The organism is Selenomonadales bacterium, assembly GCA_018335585.1.
In the GTDB taxonomy this organism is placed as follows: Bacteria; Bacillota; UBA994; order UBA994; family UBA994; genus UBA994.
On sequence record JAGXRZ010000015.1, the window covers coordinates 1 to 19056 of the forward strand.

At 46.8% G+C, this 19056-nt stretch carries 22 protein-coding genes and 1 pseudogene; 6 read left to right on the top strand and 17 right to left on the bottom strand.

Annotated features, from left to right (window positions below; genetic code table 11):
- Positions 1–339 precede the first annotated feature (339 nt).
- Positions 340–1290, top strand: coding sequence for a ribosome small subunit-dependent GTPase A (gene rsgA / locus KGZ66_02010; protein MBS3984364.1), 951 nt, complete (start codon positions 340–342; stop codon positions 1288–1290).
- Between the two features lie 9 nt (positions 1291–1299).
- Here the strand turns inward: rsgA and KGZ66_02015 are convergent, their stop codons facing one another.
- Genes KGZ66_02015 through KGZ66_02025 form a run of 3 tightly spaced genes read right to left on the bottom strand, consistent with a single transcriptional unit; the run spans position 1300 to position 3596 of the window.
- On the bottom strand, positions 1300–2097 hold the full coding sequence (locus tag KGZ66_02015; protein MBS3984365.1) for a hypothetical protein: 798 nt from the start codon (positions 2095–2097) through the stop codon (positions 1300–1302).
- Positions 2090–2992 (bottom strand): ABC transporter ATP-binding protein, encoded by a 903-nt coding sequence (locus KGZ66_02020; GenBank protein ID MBS3984366.1) that lies wholly within the window; start codon positions 2990–2992, stop codon positions 2090–2092. Before KGZ66_02020 ends, KGZ66_02015 begins: the two co-directional genes overlap by 8 nt.
- A 22-nt stretch (positions 2993–3014) precedes the next feature.
- Positions 3015–3596, bottom strand: coding sequence for a metalloregulator ArsR/SmtB family transcription factor (locus KGZ66_02025; protein MBS3984367.1), 582 nt, complete (start codon positions 3594–3596; stop codon positions 3015–3017).
- 162 nt (positions 3597–3758) lie between these two features.
- Here KGZ66_02025 and KGZ66_02030 point away from each other — a divergent pair, with 162 nt between their 5' ends.
- The 3 genes from KGZ66_02030 to KGZ66_02040 are packed head-to-tail and all read left to right on the top strand — an operon-like array spanning position 3759 to position 6495.
- On the top strand, positions 3759–4634 hold the full coding sequence (locus KGZ66_02030) for an efflux RND transporter periplasmic adaptor subunit (protein MBS3984368.1): 876 nt from the start codon (positions 3759–3761) through the stop codon (positions 4632–4634).
- Between the two features lie 9 nt (positions 4635–4643).
- The gene (locus tag KGZ66_02035) at positions 4644–5327 is read left to right on the top strand and encodes an ABC transporter ATP-binding protein (GenBank protein MBS3984369.1); all 684 of its coding nucleotides are present in this window, start codon (positions 4644–4646) and stop codon (positions 5325–5327) included.
- Complete coding sequence (locus KGZ66_02040; protein MBS3984370.1) at positions 5320–6495, top strand: ABC transporter permease; 1176 nt, start codon at positions 5320–5322, stop codon at positions 6493–6495. The genes KGZ66_02035 and KGZ66_02040 overlap by 8 nt, the downstream gene beginning before the upstream one ends.
- Before the next feature lie 4 nt (positions 6496–6499).
- On the opposite strand, the gene KGZ66_02045 is transcribed toward KGZ66_02040, so the two are convergent.
- The 4 genes from KGZ66_02045 to KGZ66_02060 all read right to left on the bottom strand — a co-directional run bounded on the left by KGZ66_02045 (position 6500) and on the right by KGZ66_02060 (position 10008).
- Positions 6500–7129 carry a class I SAM-dependent methyltransferase gene (locus KGZ66_02045; GenBank protein MBS3984371.1) on the bottom strand — a complete coding sequence of 210 codons (630 nt, stop codon included), beginning with the start codon at positions 7127–7129 and terminating at the stop codon, positions 6500–6502.
- Positions 7130–7264: 135 nt separating this feature from the next.
- Complete coding sequence (galE, locus tag KGZ66_02050; protein ID MBS3984372.1) at positions 7265–8284, bottom strand: UDP-glucose 4-epimerase GalE; 1020 nt, start codon at positions 8282–8284, stop codon at positions 7265–7267.
- 13 nt (positions 8285–8297) lie between these two features.
- The gene (locus KGZ66_02055) at positions 8298–9086 is read right to left on the bottom strand and encodes a Fic family protein (GenBank protein MBS3984373.1); all 789 of its coding nucleotides are present in this window, start codon (positions 9084–9086) and stop codon (positions 8298–8300) included.
- Between the two features lie 283 nt (positions 9087–9369).
- Positions 9370–10008, bottom strand: coding sequence for a Crp/Fnr family transcriptional regulator (locus KGZ66_02060; protein ID MBS3984374.1), 639 nt, complete (start codon positions 10006–10008; stop codon positions 9370–9372).
- A gap of 100 nt (positions 10009–10108) precedes the next feature.
- Here KGZ66_02060 and KGZ66_02065 point away from each other — a divergent pair, with 100 nt between their 5' ends.
- A complete protein-coding gene (locus KGZ66_02065) occupies positions 10109–10741 on the top strand; it encodes a 4Fe-4S binding protein (protein ID MBS3984375.1) in 633 nt (210 codons plus the stop codon).
- 65 nt (positions 10742–10806) lie between these two features.
- Here KGZ66_02065 and KGZ66_02070 read toward each other — a convergent pair whose 3' ends face one another.
- The 10 genes and pseudogenes from KGZ66_02070 to KGZ66_02115 form a co-directional block, all read right to left on the bottom strand.
- On the bottom strand, positions 10807–11217 hold the full coding sequence (locus tag KGZ66_02070) for an SMI1/KNR4 family protein (GenBank protein ID MBS3984376.1): 411 nt from the start codon (positions 11215–11217) through the stop codon (positions 10807–10809).
- A gap of 381 nt (positions 11218–11598) precedes the next feature.
- Positions 11599–12483 (bottom strand): DUF4868 domain-containing protein, encoded by an 885-nt coding sequence (locus tag KGZ66_02075; protein MBS3984377.1) that lies wholly within the window; start codon positions 12481–12483, stop codon positions 11599–11601.
- Complete coding sequence (locus KGZ66_02080) at positions 12484–13017, bottom strand: hypothetical protein (protein ID MBS3984378.1); 534 nt, start codon at positions 13015–13017, stop codon at positions 12484–12486. It abuts the gene before it with no gap.
- A gap of 372 nt (positions 13018–13389) precedes the next feature.
- Entirely contained in the window at positions 13390–13992 is a 603-nt protein-coding gene (locus KGZ66_02085; GenBank protein MBS3984379.1) for a CadD family cadmium resistance transporter, read from the bottom strand.
- Between the two features lie 42 nt (positions 13993–14034).
- Positions 14035–14514 (bottom strand): (2Fe-2S)-binding protein, encoded by a 480-nt coding sequence (locus tag KGZ66_02090; GenBank protein MBS3984380.1) that lies wholly within the window; start codon positions 14512–14514, stop codon positions 14035–14037.
- A 120-nt stretch (positions 14515–14634) separates the two neighbouring features.
- Positions 14635–16479 (bottom strand): cadmium-translocating P-type ATPase, encoded by a 1845-nt coding sequence (gene cadA / locus KGZ66_02095; protein MBS3984381.1) that lies wholly within the window; start codon positions 16477–16479, stop codon positions 14635–14637.
- A 40-nt stretch (positions 16480–16519) separates the two neighbouring features.
- Complete coding sequence (locus KGZ66_02100) at positions 16520–16714, bottom strand: cation transporter (GenBank protein ID MBS3984382.1); 195 nt, start codon at positions 16712–16714, stop codon at positions 16520–16522.
- Between the two features lie 171 nt (positions 16715–16885).
- Entirely contained in the window at positions 16886–17107 is a 222-nt protein-coding gene (locus KGZ66_02105; protein MBS3984383.1) for a cation transporter, read from the bottom strand.
- Positions 17108–17255: 148 nt separating this feature from the next.
- A complete protein-coding gene (locus KGZ66_02110; protein ID MBS3984384.1) occupies positions 17256–17621 on the bottom strand; it encodes a winged helix-turn-helix transcriptional regulator in 366 nt (121 codons plus the stop codon).
- 588 nt (positions 17622–18209) lie between these two features.
- Positions 18210–18299: pseudogene (locus tag KGZ66_02115) on the bottom strand (DNA recombinase).
- A 564-nt stretch (positions 18300–18863) separates the two neighbouring features.
- Between KGZ66_02115 and KGZ66_02120 the strand changes: the two are divergent.
- The coding region (locus KGZ66_02120) for a hypothetical protein (protein ID MBS3984385.1) at positions 18864–19056 on the top strand (193 nt) is incomplete at its 3' end.

The following is a 19056-nucleotide window of genomic DNA, read 5'->3' on the forward strand; positions in this document are numbered from 1 at the left end:
GGTGGAGCAGAATACTATGACGCCCAGGAGAAATCTACGATGCTTGATTTCCTGAAGACACTTCAGTGATTGACATTATCTAAACTTGAATCATAACATTCCCCTGTGCGCCGAGTCCCTTGCACTTCACTTTGCATAATGTAGGGCTTTTGATAAGCGTTATTATCTCAAGCTTTACATAATAACGCTTTGGTTTTCCAGAGGGATGAAAAGGATGACGCATGCCTGCATCATCCCTCTGCCAAACCTCACGCGCCGCTCGGGTCGCTCCTCAGCGTTGCCCTATCCTGCGCGGGAGTAAAAGCATCTTGATGTTAGCACGTCTAAGATTCCTCATCAATGGGCATTCCAACATCAACCTGGCTCACTTTAACCGTGAAGGCGGCTCATTTTCACCGTGACAGTGGCTCACATCGGACCGGAATGGTGGCTCTCTCAAACCGCAGTATGCACTATGTTGCCGTTGTGCGCGGTAAGCTTAAAAAAGGCAAGGCTACGACAACAAATCTTATTGCCGTCGGCGACGACGTCTGGATAACGCCCACCTCCCCTACGCAGGCCATCATCGAGCGCATTGAAGAGCGGCACAGCAAACTATCGCGCCGCTCTCCCGGACGAACCCCAAGGGAGCAAATCATTGCGGTAAACGTGGATTACGGCATTATCGTCATGGCCGCACACGCGCCGGATTTTAACAAGAACAGGCTCGACCGTTATATCGCGGCTTGCAGCATGGGGAACGTCCGCCCGATTATCTGCATTAACAAGATAGACCTCGTAGACGAGGGGTACGTGCGAGCGGAAATGGCGCTTTACGAGCGCATAGGTTATAGCGTAATCTACACCAGCGCCAAGACCGGGCAAGGTCTGCCGGAGCTGTGCGCCGTGCTTAAGGAAAGCGTGTCCGCACTAGTTGGCTCAAGCGGTGTAGGCAAATCGAGCCTAATTAACGCTGTTCAGCCGGATCTCGGGTTAAAGACTAACGCGCTGCGCGAGAACTTCTGGAAGGGACAGCACACAACAACAACCGCCGAACTGCTGACGCTAGACATGGGCGGCATGGTCGTCGACACCCCGGGCATGCGCGAGTTCGCACTTTGGCATCATGAAGACGGCAACGCCCGGGAAGACGTCGCGGCATCTTTCCCGGACATTGAAGAAGCACAGTCTCGCTGTAAGTTCCGCAACTGCAGCCACACCCATGAGCCAGGCTGCGAGGTGAAGCGGCTGGTGGAGGAGGGCGCAATTGAACACGCCCGCTACAAGAACTACGTCAAGCTGACGAGGTAGCCAAGAGGGCTAGAGGTCGCGACGCCACATGAGAAAATGAGTTGCGGCCAAGGCAACCGCGGCTACCGCTAGCATGACAAGCGTGTCGCTCCATGCAGCTGCCTCGCCAAGCAGCGCCCGTGCCGGCGTAAGATAGGTAAACAGCGAAAACGGCAAGAGGGGCTCGGCAGTCGTCCACAGACCGCCTACAAGCTCGACAGCGTACATTACGGAAAACGCCCCGCCGACCACGCCAAGCACCGTCTTTCCGTGCGAGGCAAGCGCCCCCGCCAAGTAAGCAATGATCAGCACGGCAAGCACGAACACGAAGTACTGCACACTTGCTTGCAAGAACAGGCGTGGCGCGGGAGGCTCGAGACCAAGGGTGCTTGCTCCGGTGTAGACGACAAGTGAAAACGCCGCAATCATCGCCAGTAGCAAGCCGGACGAAACAAACAAGTGATTGTAGAGGAGCTTTGGCCGCGTGCTAGGCCTGGCAAAAACGAGGTCAGCCGTCTTTTCCCCGATTTCGCTCGCGGCAAAGTCACTGCCTAAAGAAATGGCGAAGCCTATCACTAGCACCAATACCAACGGATGCCGCCACACCATGCCAAGAAAGGCTGCGATGTCAAACGTGAGTGCGCCACGCGCGCCCGCCATTACTTTGATTATGTCTTGCCCCGTCTGCGCGCCCTGAATCATTTCCGCCATGTCAAAGGAGCTGTAGGCAAGGAGCATTACCGCGCCAAAGAAGATAATGCCCAAGGTCACTAAGCTTGCCGTGGTTCTGTGTTGGCGAAACTTAAGCGCTACATAGCCCTTATACATTGGGCTCCCTCCCTTCTTTAGCGTAATACTGCAGGAAGATATCATCTAGCCGCGTTCGCTCGCAGACCATTGACGTGACGGGTTGTGTAGCCAAAAACTCCAAGACGGGCCGTAGCTCCCCTTTAGTTTCACAGACATAGGTGTTGTCTACATGTAAAGCGGCCTGCCAGTTTACGTCAGGGATTGCCGGCGGCAGGACTGCCTCACTAAACGTGACTTCTAGTCGGTGGTAGCGTTGGCGGCGCAAGTTCGTGACGCTATCTACAACTAGGAGGTCTCCCCCGCGGATAATTCCCACCTCGTGGCACAGCCTCTCTACCTCGCTCAATACATGGGTTGACATAAATATGGTGGTGCCACGCTTGTTGAGCGTTTCCATCAGGGTGAAGAAGTTGCGCTGAATGAGAGGGTCTAAGCCTCGCGTTGGTTCATCGAGTATGAGCAGGCGCGGGGCATGTTGTACTGCTTGAATTATCCCTAATTTTTGCTTCATGCCGGTGGAATACTCCCGCGTCTTGCGCTTAAGCTCCGCTTGGCTAAGCTCTACAGCGTCACAGGCTTCTTGCCGCCAAGGTGTGGCGGCATAAAAGCTGCCCAGCATATCGAGCACTTCTTGGCCGGTGACGCCGCCGTAAAACGCAAACTCTCCGGGTAAGTACCCAACTTGCCGACGGATTTCTTCCCCCTTGTGCGCGACAGGCAGGCCTAATACTGCGCCTGTACCATGGGTAGGCTTTATTAGCCCAAGCAGCAGTCGTACCGTTGTTGTTTTGCCTGCGCCGTTAGCCCCAAGGAAGCCGAATACGCGTCCTGCGGGGACACTTAGAGTAAGCCTTTTAAGTGCTTGAATCGAGCCATAGTTCTTTGACAGACCTTCGGTTTGAATGGCAAGCAAAATTGGACACCTCCCCTATCTTCTACTGCATCCCCAGCCACTTCTCTGGCGGATTCACCTGATAAACTCCCTTGTCCCGGCTCATGTAGCCGTAGATAATGAACTCGCGTCTAATCGTGCAGTAGTCGGGGTGGTATCGCTTGATGATTTCGTTGATCTCTTGCTCACTAAAGGTGCGGGCAGGGTCAAATGCTTTTAGCATCTCTTCGTAGACGTAGCGACGTTTTTTCAGCTGCACCGGAATGTCCTTCAGGCGACCCTCTGCAAAGAAGGTGGCAAGCACCTTCTGTCGCTCATCTTTCACCTTGGGGTACGGCGGCTCTAGCCCCTCTCCCCCAAAGATATCCTTGCTAAGGCTGTGGAGCCGTTCCGTCTGCAGGGAGTAGTACACAGCCGTGTCCTCCCGTACTGACTTAACGAGGTCTAGTGCTTTGAGTTTACCGATGTGGTGGCTCACCGTCGGCGCGCTCACTCCTAACTCTCGCGCCAAATCCGCCCCACACATGGGCTTTAGAGCGAGTAGACCTATGAGTTTAAGACGCGTCGCATCGGCTAGCGTGCCGTAGAAAGCAACTAGTGATTCTATACGAGAAGAATCGAGCATATAGCATCCCCTCTTTTGAGTCTTATCTAATTAGATGTTAGTAAAAACGGCTGCATGTGTCAAGTGAAACCGTTCAACTAGGTCGTCCTGTCTGTTCATACTAGGTTCACATGCGTAAGATATGATACTGCCATCACATCATGAAAGTGAGGGAGCCCAAGTATGAACGGCAGAAAAACAGGCAAATCGCGTCGGGCAGTATGGTACTTAGTGGTCGCAGGTCTTCTTTTGGTTCTGGGGATATCTTTCGCCCTTGCCTCCGGGGGCGAGCAGATAAGTTACGAGCATTTCGAGGTAACGCATGACAGCATCGTAAGAACGGTCTCCGGAGCAGGGCGGGTGGTCCCGCTGCATAGAGAGACTTTGCTTGCTGCCGGTGGGACGCAGGTCGTTAGAGTCTTGGTGAGTATCGGAGACATAGTAAGGAGTGGCGAGGTACTGATGCGCACTGCCGCCGGCGTGGAGGTCAAGGCGCCTTTTGACGGCGAAGTGAGCGCCCTGTTCGTCGACGTAAACGAATGGGTCAGCCCCGGTGCACGCCTTATTGAAGTCACCGACTACCAAAACCTCGAGATATCTGCCCAAGTAGATGAGCTAGATGTCGCTAAACTACACGTCGGACAAAGCGCCCAAATCGACATCATTGCCTTTACCGACGAAGACATTGTCGGCACAATCACCAGCATTGCCCGTCAAGGAGTCCTCTCCGGCGGCATAACTACTTTTGCTGTTAAGGTATCTGTGCCCCATGCCAGAAATATTCTGATTGGCATGTCAGCAGAAATCAGGGTTGAAGTTGCGCGGGTGGACAATGTACTCGTCGTCCCGCTAGAGGCTGTTCAGTACGAGGGTGACTCCCCTTATGTGCTAGTGACCGGGGATCAGCGGACATACGAACGGGTACGCATCACTATTGGGATGAGCGACGGCGAACTCGTCGAGGTAAAGAGCGGGCTTACGCTCGGCCAGACCGTTGCTTACGTTCGGCCGATCAGGGAGCAGCAGAACTTTGGCCCGGGGATGGGAGGGCAACGCTAAATGGGCGAACTGCTGTCGCTAAAGGGTATCGACAAGAGCTATTACGTAGGCGATGAAGAACACGAGGTGCTGCGCGATGTAACTCTAAGCATCGCGTCCGGCGAGATGGTTGCTGTGCTTGGGCCTTCCGGCTCAGGTAAGACCACACTCATGAATATCATTGGATGTCTCGATGAACCTAGCCGAGGCCAGTATACGCTAGACGGTACTGTGGTGAGCGAGCTTGATGCCTCTGCGCTGGCACGCATTCGCAACAGAAAAATCGGCTTCGTATTTCAGAACTTTCAACTACTGCCTCGTCTTTCCGCTTTTGGCAATGTAGAAACACCTCTCATCTACGGCGGGCTAAGCCAAGCTGACCGAAGGCGGCGCGTAGAGCAAGTGCTTGAGCAAGTCGGGCTTAGCCACAAGGCAGCAAGTTACCCTAATCAGCTCTCAGGAGGGCAGCAGCAGCGAGTGGCAATAGCTAGGGCTATGGTCACGGAGCCTGCCATTATCCTAGCCGATGAACCTACGGGTGCGCTCGACCAAAAGACAGGCCAGCAAATTATGGAGCTGTTTCATCAGTTCAATCGTGTTGGACGCACGATCATCATGATTACACACGACAAAGAAGTGGCGAAGCACGCGAGGCGTATCATCAATATCCTTGACGGTCGCATCACTCTGCAAGGGAGCGAACGAGATGCTTAAAGAAATTGTGGCCTTAGCAATTGACAGCGTTGTCCAAAACAAACTGCGCTCGTTCCTCACGATCCTTGGCATCGTCATCGGGGTAGGGTCGATTATCGCCCTCATGCTAATTGCTGACGGGGCTACCGGCAGCATACAGGCAGAACTGGCTGGCTTAGGCGGCAACAGACTGACGGTCAACGTCACCGGTACACCCATAAAGAGCGGTCTGTCCGAGCAGGATCTACGCACCTTAGAGGAGCTGCCCGGAGTAACTGCGGTATCGCCGTCTACATCTGCCCGCGGTCACGTTACCTATGGCGATATCACCATCGAGAACGTTAGCGTGGCGGGGCGCAGCGCCGGCTTCTTTGCAGCCGAGCAGGATCAGCTACGCGCAGGGCGTGGCATCCATCGGCTTGATGTCAAGGAGAGGACCCACGTCGCAGTGCTTGGCGGCACGCTGGCCAGAGACCTGTTCGCTAACTTTTCGCCTTTGGGACAAGAGATTGTCATTAACAGCAGGAAGTTTACTGTCGTCGGTGTGCTGCAGGAGAGCGGGGGCTTTTCATTCGCGGCGCTAGACAATAGCGTCATCGTCCCTTACAACGTTGCGGAGCGCGTACTGGGGGGTACTAGGGTATCTTCGGTAGAGGTTTTCTTTGCGGAAGGGACGTCGCTGGAAAGCTTAAAGGCATCGCTTGAACGAAGTCTCACCTTCATCTTTGACGGGCGCGACAATGTCTACAGCATATTTAACCAGCAGGATATGCTCGACATGATGGAGACTGTAACCAATACCTTGACCCTGCTACTCGCAGGCATTGCCGCGATTTCACTGCTAGTGGGCGGCATTGGGATTATGAACATGATGCTGGTCTCCGTCACCGAACGCACCAGCGAAATAGGCTTGCGCAAGGCACTCGGCGCAGAACCCGGTCACATCATGCTGCAGTTCTTGACGGAAGCCGTGATCATCTGCTTGCTCGGTGGAGCCGTAGGCATCCTGTTGGGAGGAGCGCTGGCCTACGTTGGGGCTCGGTTAATCGGCTTCCCCTTTGTGCTATCGCTGGAACCTGTCGCCTTAGCCTTTGGGTTTTCCGTAGCGGTAGGATTGGTCTTCGGTATTGCCCCAGCACAGAAGGCTAGCAAGCTTAACCCGATAGACGCGCTGCGCCACGTGGGGTGAGTGCCTACTTCTCAGCTAGCGTCGCCCAAAACGTTGGTACGCCGTATTCGTGGAGCAGACCTGACCCATTTGTATCTTCGTAGAGGTCAAGCAGCTTAAACCCCGCCTTGAGCTGACCGCGAATCTGCTCCTCTAGCGTGTGCGAAAACTGAATGCCTGCGTCGGCTCGCTCGAGCACGGCGAGAAGCTCCGGATCCCGCAAGGGGTTAAACGGCAGGCGATACTTTAATTCGCGCCCCTCGTCGTCAAACAGGTAGTTCATACCGTTAGGCAAACCCGCGAACAGCTTGCCGCCGGGCTTAAGTATGCGAAAGCACTCCCGCCAAACATGCTGCACGTCTTCAATATAGCAGTTAGACACGGGGTGAAACACGAGGTCGAAAGCCTCGTCGTCAAAGGGCAGAGGCTGTGTCATGTCGGCGCGCACCGCAGTAATGGCATAGCCTTCGCGAGTGGCAACCGCTAAGTCGTTATCTATCTGTCTTTGCGAATAGTCGAGTAGTGTGCACTCCGCCCCAAGCGCGGCAAAGATGGGCATCTGCTGTCCACCGCCGGAAGCTAGCCCAAGCACCTTCTTGTCGCGCAGTTCCGGATACCACTCCTTTGGCACGGGCTTAGTAGGAGTTAGCAACATATGCCACTCTCCGCGCTTAGCGTCAGCGAACTGCTGCGGGGAGATGGGCACCCCCCACTCCCAGCCTGCGTCTACCCATTTGTCGATAGTTCTAGCGTTTATTTCAGTATATTTCATATCTGCGATGCGCCGCGACTATGTCGCGCTCCTCCGTCCCTCGGCGCCACTCCCCCGTGTCTCAAACCTCCAGGCATCCCTGACCATCTCGCGCAGGCCGCGCTTGGCTTTCCAGCCTAGCTCGCGCGCGGCGCGCGAAGCATCGGCAAAGCATACAGCCACGTCTCCGGCGCGGCGCCCCACTATTTCGTAGGGGACGGCGACGCCGTTTTCGGCTTCGAAGGTGCGCACAAGCTCTAGCACGGAAGTGCCCCGCCCGGTGCCGAGGTTAACTACACTCGTCCCTGGTGCAAGCTTCTCTAGGGCGGCTACGTGCCCTTCAGCTAAGTCCACGACATGAATGTAGTCGCGCACGCCGGTGCCGTCCGGCGTGTCATAGTCGGCACCAAACACGCGCAGCCCCGGCAACAGCCCTTTGGCGACGCGCGTCACGTAGGGCATAAGGTTGTTGGGGATGCCGTTTGGGTCTTCGCCAATCAGGCCGCTTTCGTGCGCGCCCACCGGGTTAAAGTATCTAAGCAGGCGAACCGCGAAGTCAGGGTTAGCCTTAGCGGTGTCCGCTAAAATGCGTTCGCTTATAGCCTTAGTTTCGCCGTAGGGGTTAGTGGTAGTGCCTAGCTCCATTCCCTCGTGAAGTGGCGAAGGCTGGTCGCCGTAGACCGTAGCGGAGGACGAGAACACAAACTTGTTCACACCATACTCCAGGCAGAGCTTTGCCAGCGTAATTGTGCCAAGGACATTGTTATAGTAGTAGGCCAGCGGCTTCTCAACCGACTCCCCCACCGCCTTAAGCCCGGCAAAATGCATAACGCCCTCTATGTCGTGGCTGGCGAAAACCTCCGCAGTCGCGCTGTGGTCCGTCACATCCACGCGGTAGAAAGCCATGCGAGCCCCTGTAATCTCGGCCAAACGGTCTAGAGTCTCGGCTTTGCTGTTGGCCAAGTTGTCGACGATTATGATTGAATGGCCGTTTTTCGCAAGCTCTACGCAGGTGTGTGAGCCAATATAACCTAAGCCCCCAGTGACAAGAATGTTCATTTCTTACCTCCTGCTAAAAATAGTCCGCCAAGCGCTTGTGCTCCGGCATCGCACCGCCGGCTAGAGCCAGCGCTTTATCCCAGGTCTTTTCCGTCTGATACTTAAGAAACTCATGCAGCGAGTCTAGATTCTCGGTCTCGTCGTATTTTTGCAGGCACTCATAATACAGGTACTTGTCCTCATCATAGACGATGAGGGGCGGGTGGTCGTTTATCATGAGGTAGTAGTTCATCAGCGTCCTGCCGACTCGCCCGTTTCCGTCGGCAAACGGATGGATGTACTCAAACCTAGCATGCAGGTAAGCCGCGGCTTTCAATGTCTCATCGCCTTTGTACTCGTTGACCTCCCGGATGAGGTCTGCCATTTCCTGCTCGACATGCTCAGCCGGGGAACCTACCTCTAAGACGCCGGTCACGTAATCGTGTTTCTTAAACTCCCCCGGTCTCTCTTCGTTTGTGATAAACGCATGCTCGTCGTAGGTACCGCCGGTGAGCATCGCGTGCATGTCCTTGATTAGTGCTATGCTCATGGACTCCTTAGACACGATTCGCTGCTTTAACGCTTCATAGCACAGCTTCTGATTTTGCTGCTCAAGCACCGTACGGGGGTTCCCGGTAAAGTTGAGTATTCTTCCATTCTCGAATATTTCTCTCGTATCATGATAGGTGACTTCCTTGTTCTCGATTCTCCCCGAGTGGAAAGCAAACAAAACGCGGAAGCTGGCAAGGTACTTATCTAATGCCGCAGGCGAGTCAATACGATAAGACTGCCAGAGTAGGACAGCCTGCCTGTACTTGTCCAAGCACATCACGCCCTTTTTCCTTAAAGTGTCGTTGAGGGACGGCAGGGTGTGCAAAAACATGGCGAACCCTTGCTGATAGAAACCAGCGGGCGACAAAGGTATTGTAGGGACGTGCGTTTCGCACGTCCGCGGACGTGCCATAGGCACGTCCCTACACCGGATCAAGGCTTTTCGCACAGTCTGACGGAGGAGAGAGACATGCTTTCTTCGGGCCATATTCTCGCACAGTCTGCCGTCCGCCAGTGACATGCAGCCAACAGGTCTACCGCGGGTCAAGACACTATCAAGTGACCTTCTGACAGAGAACATGTGTGGCATTAAAGTCAATCAAGCCTTCTAATTTCATTCTTTGTAGCTCTCGTGAAAGCGATGTCCTGTGGACGCCGATACGCTCTGCGAGAGCTTTTTTTGTAACCGACAATTTAATATGGCGGGTGCCTTGTCTCTTTACCTCATTAGCGAGATAAGCAGTGATGCTTTCGCGAATCGTCCTTCTAACGTGGTGCTTAACTCTATCGCCTAATATAAGGGTGTGTCCAGAAATACATTCCAAGTAATGTGCTAAAAAACATGGGTACTGACTACAGAGCGCGAACGTACGTTCTTTAGAGAATCGTACAAGCTCTGCGGAGGACTTTGCCCTGATAGCGAACGGATAATGGGGATCCTTAGAGAACATTAAGTTGCCACCGATTATGTCTCCTGAAGAAAATTCTGCAATAGTTAGTAGATTGCCTTCTTCGTCGATGCGTTCAATAGCTACGCAACCCTTGGCGACAACCTCAAGGCTGTCACATCGATCGCCTTCAAAGTGAATTACGGCATCTTTTTTATAGTGCACGGTCCTTATGCTGCAATCTTGTAGACAAGCGTCTAACACGGCAGTAGGCAGCGCTTTGACTATAGAGAGCTCATGTAGCATAAGTATCCTCCGTCGTCTCTGTAGTGTTACATCGGCAACACTTTCTTGGTTCGCTCTTAGTATATACTCGTGGCAGTAAGATGCAAGGATGTGGTGCGCAATGACTCAAGTGAGAACGGGCGTTGAAGTAATGCTATTAATAGTCTTTGCTCTATTGGTTGTTACTGGGAACATGGTGGTTTGGGTGGCAATTTTCGTGGTCGGATTATTAACTGCGGCGCTATTTGGCAGGTATTTTTGCGGCTACATATGTCCAATGAATACATTAATGCGCATCTCCGAAAAAGCAGCCAAACGAATGAACTGGCAGAGTGATATGGTGCCTGCATGGCTGCGGCATCCTAGTATGCCATGGCTTGTATTAGCACTCATGATTAGTTCGACGATCGTTTTCAGACAAGTGCTTCAGCGCGAGTTCCCGTTCCTCTTGATACTATTGGCACTTGCTTTTGTAATGACGCTTCGGCTAAAACCATGGGCGTTCCACAATCACGTCTGCCCATATGGAGCATTACTCAGACTTACCGGAAAATACGCACGATTCACCGTGTCAGTAGATGCAACAGGCTGCGTCAACTGTAAAATATGTGAAGAGGTTTGTTCTGCCAATGCCGTCACGTTTAACCAGACAACCCAAGCTGCAGCAGTAGATGCGTCGCTTTGCCACCAATGCGCGGACTGCATCGCAGCATGCCCCGCCGACGCCATAAACTATCAGAGCCACAGGCGCTAGTGCGCTTCAAAGACACCCATTCCCTCTCACTGCCTACCACTCATCTTTATAGTTGTATTCACCACCTAGATTTCATCGGAATAATACCTGGTGATTAACTCAGATAAGCTTGAGGCGACCACCCTCCTTGAGTTGTCCTCATGATCCCAGAAGACAATCCGCCCTGTATCTGCTTCGCCCACGCAAATCTTATAAGCATAATAGTCGCCACACCCATTGCCAGCGATGAACAGCAGTTCGTCTAACTTATCGTAGTACTGCCCAAGGGCTTCCCTTGTCATGAGATTAATCTCAACTATTTGTGAGACTGAAAACAGCAGCCAATTATCCCCGTTAAGCTCGCACAGCAGGTCTTTTAGCTCTGTGGGAAACGCAACACTTAATGCTCTCTCTGCAGCCGCTATTTCCTCTGTGTCGACGGGAGCATTGAGCCTATTGTTGACACCTTCATAACGCTTTAATAGAGCTCTCCACATGCCAAAAACCTCCACCCGTTGCTTGAACTAAGGATCTGCTTCAGGCCTGCTATCCATTAACATTTAGGCTCAAAGTATGTGTTGCATTAGTTCAGCATTTAGCCATAGAGCAACATTTGAGAAAATCTCCGTCCGACAAGTCGTTGAGTATTGATCATGCAGTGAGGTGATTAAGCTTTTCAATGCTTCCCGGCCAATGGACATCTTCTCTAAGGTGCCATCTTCAACTGCTATCGATTGTGGTGTCTCGCCGTACCAGATATCCCATATAATGCTAGATTGGCATCTGGTTTCAGTTAATCTATACTCCACGTACATCTTCTTGCTCGCCCACACTGCAGCCCAGTGACGCTGAGCTCCCATGTTAATCGTATGCAGAGATCATTGTACCTTTCTCTTTGAATTCGTGATGTAGGTTTCCTCTGAAAAAGCCCCTTTATACACTTCATCATCAAGGAAGCCCAGAATCTCTTTAACCTTCTTCTTGTCTGGGGGGATAATCAATCTTTTGTTTTCAACCGTGATTTCTAACCCGCAGCTCTGTGCCAACTTCTTTATTTTGGTTGCGGAGTTGTTCTTGAGAACGCCTGAGTCATTTATTACTGCAATTTTCCGGCGTATCCAAGTATCAGCCATTGACTGAAACTGAACTTTGTCCGCAATGCTCAGTAAGTCCAATCCGCTGAAGATTTGAACTTCCGCATCGGTTGCCGAGCGATAATATTCGCTCAGGTCGAATATTTGGCGGGCATAGAAATACGAGGAAAATCGAAGTTCCGTCTGAATGAATACGCAATCGATAATCTCTGTAATCCCAATACCCCACCGATTGTCAAGAATAAAAGTGTCTTGGTCATAGAACAGCCTGAATCTTCTTGTAGAAAGATATTGTTCCTTGCGGAAACGCTGCAAAGCAACAGTGAATATCTCGGTGTTATCGGCCTCTGCTCGTTCACCAATAAAAATAGCTCTAATGTCTGGCTCTGCTCCTTTGCTGTAAGTAAAGGTCTGTAATCCGAGCGGGTTTCTTACTGCATCGGTAATTGCTTCTGGCAGGTGAAAATTGCATATAGATAATCCCTCGTCTTCGTTCGGCTTATAACTGCCATCGAAAGGGACGATTTGCTTGTCTGAAAGCAATGGTACGGAACCATCAGAAAAAGCACGACAAATCGCCGCTTGCGTAGCCTTGTCTACCTCCAGAAGCCGAACTGGATTGTCATTTCCATCATTCAATAAAACCATAATTGAGCTATTGTCAAACATTCATTCGTCCCCCTTTGTATCTATAAGCAGCTTTTCAAAGACTCTCATGACAGCTTTTACATTGGTTCTATTACGAATTCGTCGTCGCTTTGAAATGAGCAGATAGTCCCCCACCCCGGTGTCCGTTTCAACTTCGTAGAAGTGGTAGCCCACAAAAAACAACAGAATGTTGGGCAACGCCATAACTGCTGAAATAAAGATCAAAATAAGCATAAGGACTACAACTATGAACGAAACTATATGGTAATCTGGAATTACCATATAGGCAAACGGCGAGACGTAGGCAACCATATATGTCAATAGCCATGGATCCTTTGAAATGACTTTCGATACAGTGATGCTTTTAATCGAGCAGTTATTCTTCCCGTAGCAAAAGAACATAGCAAACAAACCCGTTACAACTGCAGCAGAGACAAGCAGGATCATCGGAATGCGCCAAGCCCTAAATTCAAGATACCAAAACAAAGCCGTCATGGCCGCGAGAGGAACAGCATTTGCCAGATTGTAAATCGCTCGTTGAAGTCCATTTGCCACTGTTCTTTCACCTTATTCCTCTAAGCCTAAAGCAGCGCCAAAAACTGTTGGTTCCACAAAAGACGTATTTTCAAATGTTTACTTCTGTTAGTAATGGCCTTCTCACACACTCACTTCTCGACCCTGACAGCAACACCACGCACTCCACGTGTTTTGAGAGGAGGGGATAGCTGTCAAGAATTAGCAGCCTGTATTTTTTAGACTGAAATTCTCTCCGAGGGAACATATCGACTAAGGGTGTACGTATGTGGGAACAAATCAACTATAGACTTTCGTGTGAGTTTATTGTAAAAACCTAATTCACCGAAAAGAAATGTGGCGCATCTCGGTTTTCAAACTTACACTAACTATAAGAACTTATCAAGAATATAGTCAATTATAAAAAGAAATCAGGTAGTTAATTGTGCCATTTTCGACAAGAATATAAATTCCTAACCCGATAAAGATAACGGGCACAATAATACGCCCATAGCGTTCGATAATTCCACCAATCATTGGGATAGTAGCAAATCTTTTAGCTAACTGGCATAGAAGGAATATGCCAATAATAAAGACTGCAAGAACTATAACAATCTGACCAACATTCATTCCTGTAAAATATGGAATATAAATCCCAAGATTATCTCCTCCCATAGCTAAAGTCAGACCTGTAATAGCAAAAATTTGGGATTGATTGTTTTTAATTTGATTTCCAATGGAATCTTCATCCACATCCTCATCAACAAATATCGAACGAATCCCCAAACCCAAAGGAATCAAACCTAGAAACCCAATCATCCAATCCTGAGGAATATAATTGAGGAAATAGGCAGCAATGAGGCTTACCCCGACTAATATACCAGTCCCTAAATATTGCCCGATATAAATAGATTTTATCCCTCGGGTTCCTTGGTTGGCAAAAAGAATTATTAAAACAACTAAATAGTCAATCGATGTAGAAATGAATACAAGTAACGCTGAAATAAGTGTTTGCATAATTTTCTCCTTATACTATAGATTTTTAACATTCAGTTGAAATTATTCCATTTTTAAGCCTTTATCGATAGCTTCCTGAATAATCTTATGACAACAAACCCCCAACGGATTGTTTTCTTTACAATTAGGATTTTTCATTGCTCCTGTTATGGCATTTATTTCTTTTACGGTTTTCGCACCATGCTTTACAACTGCTTCAATTACCTGACCTTCTGTGACTTCGCTACAATAACAAGCATACTTAGGATCTGCATCTTTCTTAAACCAGACAGGAACTTTAACTTGTTCTTTTAAGAATCTTACCCCATTATCAACGTTATAGTAGACAACACTACAATCTCCATTCATGCAAATCTTATATTGCTCCCCATCTACTAACTTGAGATAATCGTCTGTTACTAAGTGCTCAACTGTCACTTTACTAACGGAAATACCTTCTGTATTGCATACTGGACAATGAACCTTAGTTTGTTCTATTTTTTGTGTATTGTGCCCATGGCAACATTCATTAATAGTGCTCATTATATAACCTCCTCGTTTTTGCTTCTCGTTAAAGACAATATACTCTACTTGCTATTAAAATTCGCCGATTAAGATAAATTCTACTCCCAATCGGCGATAAAAAATTATATTTTCGTAATGCTACAGATTTTTAACATTAAGTGCCCTAAAAGCATTTAATACTGCGATAATAGTTACACCTACATCTGCAAATACAGCTGCCCACATAGTAGCTATTCCAAAAGCACTCAAAATAAGAACAATTATTTTTATTCCAATTGAAAATACTGTGTTTTGACGAGCAATTCTTAATGTTTTCTTAGAAACTTTTATTGCTGTGGCAATTTTTGAAGGTTCGTCGGTCATAATTACAACATCCGCAGCTTCAATTGCGGCATCAGAACCTAAACCACCCATTGCTATACCAATATCTGCACGGGCTAAAACAGGAGCATCATTGATTCCGTCACCTACAAAGGCAAGCTTACCCTTTGCAGATTTCTGTGCTAATAATTCCTCTACCTTTTCAACCTTATCTCCTGGTAGTAACTCGGAGTATACCTTATCTAATCCAAGCTGCTTGGCAACCTTTGATGCAACATTTTTTGTATCACCTGTTAGCATAACAGTTTGCTTAATTTTAGCTTCCTTAAGTTCCTTAATTGCCCGAGCTGAATCTTCTTTAACTTCATCTGCAATAACGATGTAACCTGCATACTTGTCATCAATTCCTACGTGTACAACAGTTCCAACAGCTTCACCTTCATAGCAAGGTATATTTAACTTTTTCATAAGTTTTATATTTCCTGCTGCAACCTTTTTCCCATCAACCGCTGCAATAACGCCATGACCTGAAATCTCTTCTACATCCGAAATGCGTCCATTGTCAATTTCCTTGCCATATGCTTGTTTTAAGGAATTAGAAATTGGATGGTTTGAGTAACTTTCTGCATATGAAGTTAACTCTAATAACTCTTCCTTAGTAATTCCTTCTGGATGAATTTCCTGTACATTAAATACACCCTTTGTAAGTGTTCCCGTTTTGTCAAATACGATTATTTCAGCTTCTGCTAATGCCTCTAAATAATTACTACCTTTGACTAAAATACCTTTTCTAGATGCTCCACCTATTCCACCGAAGAAACTTAAAGGAATAGAGACTACAAGAGCACATGGACAAGAAACTACTAGGAATGTTAATGCTCTGTATATCCAGTCGCTAAAGGTTGCCCCATCTATAACAAGAGGCGGAATAGTAGCAAGGAAAACTGCAATAATTACAACAATTGGAGTATAATATCTTGCAAATTTCGTAATGAATTGTTCTGACTGAGATTTTTTACTACTTGCATTTTCAACTAAATCAAGAATCTTACTTACAGTAGATTCTCCATATTCCTTTGTAACTTCTGCAGTAATAACTCCATTAATGTTGATGCATCCACTTAGAATTTCATGCCCTACTTCTACCTCACGCGGAACAGACTCACCTGTAAGTGCTGATGTATCAACCGTTGAATTTCCCTCAATTACTTTACCATCAAGAGGAACTCTTTCTCCTGGTTTAATTACAATTATATCACCTATTTGTACTTCATCAGGGTCAACTTTTATAACTTCATCGTTCTTTTTAACATTGGCATAATCTGGCCGTATATCCATAGCCTCGGCAATTGATCTTCTTGACTTATCAACTGCGTAACTTTGAAATAGTTCACCAACTTGATAAAACAGCATAACTGCAATACCTTCTGGATACTCACCGATTAACATTGCACCAATCGTAGCAATAGACAATAAAAAGTTTTCGTCAAAAACTTTACCTCTAAAAATATTTTTAACTGCTTTCATAACTATATCTCCACCTACAATTATGTAGCTGATTAGATATAGAGCAATATTTAACCATTCAATATTTACATCAATTACTATGGCCACAATAAATAATATTGCACCAATGATTATTCTCCAAAGACGTTTATTCATTTTCACACTCCCTTTAAGCTTTTTTCATAACAGTGCCAGGTTAAATTTTCTTTACGATTTTTTCTGCCTCTTGCATAATTGTAGGCATCTTCTCATCTTCACCCTCAATAACAAGCTTTTGAGTCATAAAGTTAACTGTTGCTTCCTTCACACCATCAAGCTTATTTACTGCATGTTCAATTTTTGCTGCACAATCTGCACAATCTAATCCTTCTAATATAAATTTCTTTTTCATAACACTCATCCTCCTATATTATTTGTGTATTATCATTAAATATTCTTAGACTATTTATCTTCAACATGAACACTTGAATATATATTCATCTTGATTATTAAAAAATATAGTTTTAATTATATTTTTTTAAATTTAGATTTATATAAAGTTAATCTTTAGTTTAAAAGTCATTTATGCCTTTTTCATAACAGTATCAGGTTCAATATTCCTTACGATTTTTTCTGCCTCTTGTACAATTGTAGACATCTTCTCATCTTCGCCCTCAATAACAAGCTTTTGAGTCATAAAGTTAACTGTAGCTTCCTTTACACCATCAAGCTTATTAATAGCTCTCTCCATTTTTGCTGCACAATCTGCACAATCTAATCCTTTTAATATAAATTTCTTTTTCATAACATCCATCCTCCTAAATATTATTTATTATATATTCCAAGTTTTTTCTTGGAGTATTTTCTGCCAATTTTCGAATATTTAATTATATGTTCATATATTCATATATAGTCAAATAAACATTCAATTCTATTTTAACTGGTTTATTTCATTACTCATTGATATGAATTAAACCTTGGTCAAATATTTGTCTTACATGTTCATCAACTAAGGAATAATATACTACCTTACCTTCTTTTCTGTTTTTTACTAAGTTAGCCTGCTTTAAGACTCTCAGCTGATGGGAAATTGCTGATTGTGTCATGTTAAGTAATACAGCAATATCACAAACACACATTTCAGCTTCATCAAGAGCCCATAGTATCTTGATTCGCGTTGAATCTCCAAATACTTTAAATATTTCTGCTAAGTCATAGAGAGTTTCTTCTTCAGGCATTTTTTCTCGGACTTGATTTACAGTCTCCTCATGTATTACTTCACAGTCGCATTTTTCAACTGGTTGGATTTTACGTGCCATATTATCACCTCGTTTTTTACTTATTGGATACTTGTTCAAGTGTTCATATGTATATTGTAATACCTTATCGATAAGATGTCAATAGACACTTGAACAATTATTCAAGTGAATTCTTTCTAAAAAACTTATTCAAATAAACGAGTAGCATATTGATTATTAATACCTACCATAGGTTTTCATGTGGAAAAACCGCCAAACGGGTAATAGCTCCCTTGATTGGATGCCAACTCTATATCTTATATTTCTACGTCAATCTCCATCCCAGACTTAAACTCAATAGTTAGCTTCTAATCAAAGACTCTTACTTTCTCGACAAGCCGCCTTGCAAGCTGCTCATCATGAATATTACATAGCAGAAGGACGATATTTAATGGAAATAAAAATTTTCGATGAGGTTTTTGAAAGATTAGTGGATTCGGGCCTAGATGCTTTTGATTCCTTTGTTCTAATCACTAAACTTTTAGAAGAACATTTAGAAAATAAAATGATGTACTCCACATTCAAGCACTGAGATTGAGAAGAAGCCTCAACCGCCCATACCCATCAAAAAACCCATGACTCCTTTATCAGTGGAATCACGGGTTTTTCTCATTCAACTTCAATTTCAATGCCAGATTTAAAGCCTATTACAAAGTGGTCTTCATACACAGTAACGTTTTGGATAATCTTCCTTACAAGCGTGTCATCATATCTTAGGGTACAATATTTGTTGTCACGAACAAATTCTATCAGCTCGTTGATTCTCTCATTCTCACCACTCAAGGATGCATCTTCAATAAGGAGTGTCTGACGTTTTTCACGCAGCTCATCAATCTCATCTGCAAGGGATTCATAGTCTTTTCCCTTATTGGCTAGGCTGATTAGTTCTTTCTGATTTTCTTCAAGCAAGCTGTTAAGTTCTGAAATTTGATACTCTGTAGTGTCACCGATTACTGCATGAATATTTTCTTCCAGTGTTCCAATCATGTTATTGTTACTGCTAACGCAATTTGTCCCGCAGCAGACGGCGTAAGTTGACCGAGGATTGCCGTGAAGCGTGGCCGAAACTACTGGTTCGGGTGGCCACTGCTAGAGTTAGGCATATCGGGGGCTTTGCCCCCGAACCCCCAAGGTTTACCGCTTATCAAAAGCCCTACATTATCAAAAGTCACTCCGAGAGGCTGAGCTGCACGCTTCACTGCCAATGTCTCAGCTTTGCATAATGTATAATCTCTTAAATCCAATCGTAAGGAGGTTAACATTATGGATGCATTCCGACCTACCAAGCTGCATGAACAAGTTGAAAAAGCAGAAACGACATTAAGAGAAAGGGGCTATGCGGATAAGACTATTGAGAGTTACGTTGGCGTCTGGCAGCACCTGATGAAGTATGCGGCCATGACAAGTATGGCATCATGCACTGCTGAACTGCTGACTCGATTCGCTGAACAGCAAT

What these genes read in the sequence shown, in the direction of transcription:
- rsgA (MBS3984364.1), top strand. Translation starts at nt 340, where the DNA reads ATGGGCATTCCAACATCAACCTGGCTCACTTTAACCGTGAAGGCGGCT.
- KGZ66_02015 (MBS3984365.1), bottom strand. Translation starts at nt 2,097, where the DNA reads ATGTATAAGGGCTATGTAGCGCTTAAGTTTCGCCAACACAGAACCACG.
- KGZ66_02025 (MBS3984367.1), bottom strand. Translation starts at nt 3,596, where the DNA reads ATGCTCGATTCTTCTCGTATAGAATCACTAGTTGCTTTCTACGGCACG.
- KGZ66_02030 (MBS3984368.1), top strand. Translation starts at nt 3,759, where the DNA reads ATGAACGGCAGAAAAACAGGCAAATCGCGTCGGGCAGTATGGTACTTA.
- KGZ66_02040 (MBS3984370.1), top strand. Translation starts at nt 5,320, where the DNA reads ATGCTTAAAGAAATTGTGGCCTTAGCAATTGACAGCGTTGTCCAAAAC.
- KGZ66_02045 (MBS3984371.1), bottom strand. Translation starts at nt 7,129, where the DNA reads ATGTTGCTAACTCCTACTAAGCCCGTGCCAAAGGAGTGGTATCCGGAA.
- galE (MBS3984372.1), bottom strand. Translation starts at nt 8,284, where the DNA reads ATGAACATTCTTGTCACTGGGGGCTTAGGTTATATTGGCTCACACACC.
- KGZ66_02060 (MBS3984374.1), bottom strand. Translation starts at nt 10,008, where the DNA reads ATGCTACATGAGCTCTCTATAGTCAAAGCGCTGCCTACTGCCGTGTTA.
- KGZ66_02065 (MBS3984375.1), top strand. Translation starts at nt 10,109, where the DNA reads ATGACTCAAGTGAGAACGGGCGTTGAAGTAATGCTATTAATAGTCTTT.
- KGZ66_02070 (MBS3984376.1), bottom strand. Translation starts at nt 11,217, where the DNA reads ATGTGGAGAGCTCTATTAAAGCGTTATGAAGGTGTCAACAATAGGCTC.
- KGZ66_02075 (MBS3984377.1), bottom strand. Translation starts at nt 12,483, where the DNA reads ATGTTTGACAATAGCTCAATTATGGTTTTATTGAATGATGGAAATGAC.
- KGZ66_02085 (MBS3984379.1), bottom strand. Translation starts at nt 13,992, where the DNA reads ATGCAAACACTTATTTCAGCGTTACTTGTATTCATTTCTACATCGATT.
- KGZ66_02090 (MBS3984380.1), bottom strand. Translation starts at nt 14,514, where the DNA reads ATGAGCACTATTAATGAATGTTGCCATGGGCACAATACACAAAAAATA.
- cadA (MBS3984381.1), bottom strand. Translation starts at nt 16,479, where the DNA reads ATGAATAAACGTCTTTGGAGAATAATCATTGGTGCAATATTATTTATT.
- KGZ66_02100 (MBS3984382.1), bottom strand. Translation starts at nt 16,714, where the DNA reads ATGAAAAAGAAATTTATATTAGAAGGATTAGATTGTGCAGATTGTGCA.
- KGZ66_02105 (MBS3984383.1), bottom strand. Translation starts at nt 17,107, where the DNA reads ATGAAAAAGAAATTTATATTAAAAGGATTAGATTGTGCAGATTGTGCA.
- KGZ66_02110 (MBS3984384.1), bottom strand. Translation starts at nt 17,621, where the DNA reads ATGGCACGTAAAATCCAACCAGTTGAAAAATGCGACTGTGAAGTAATA.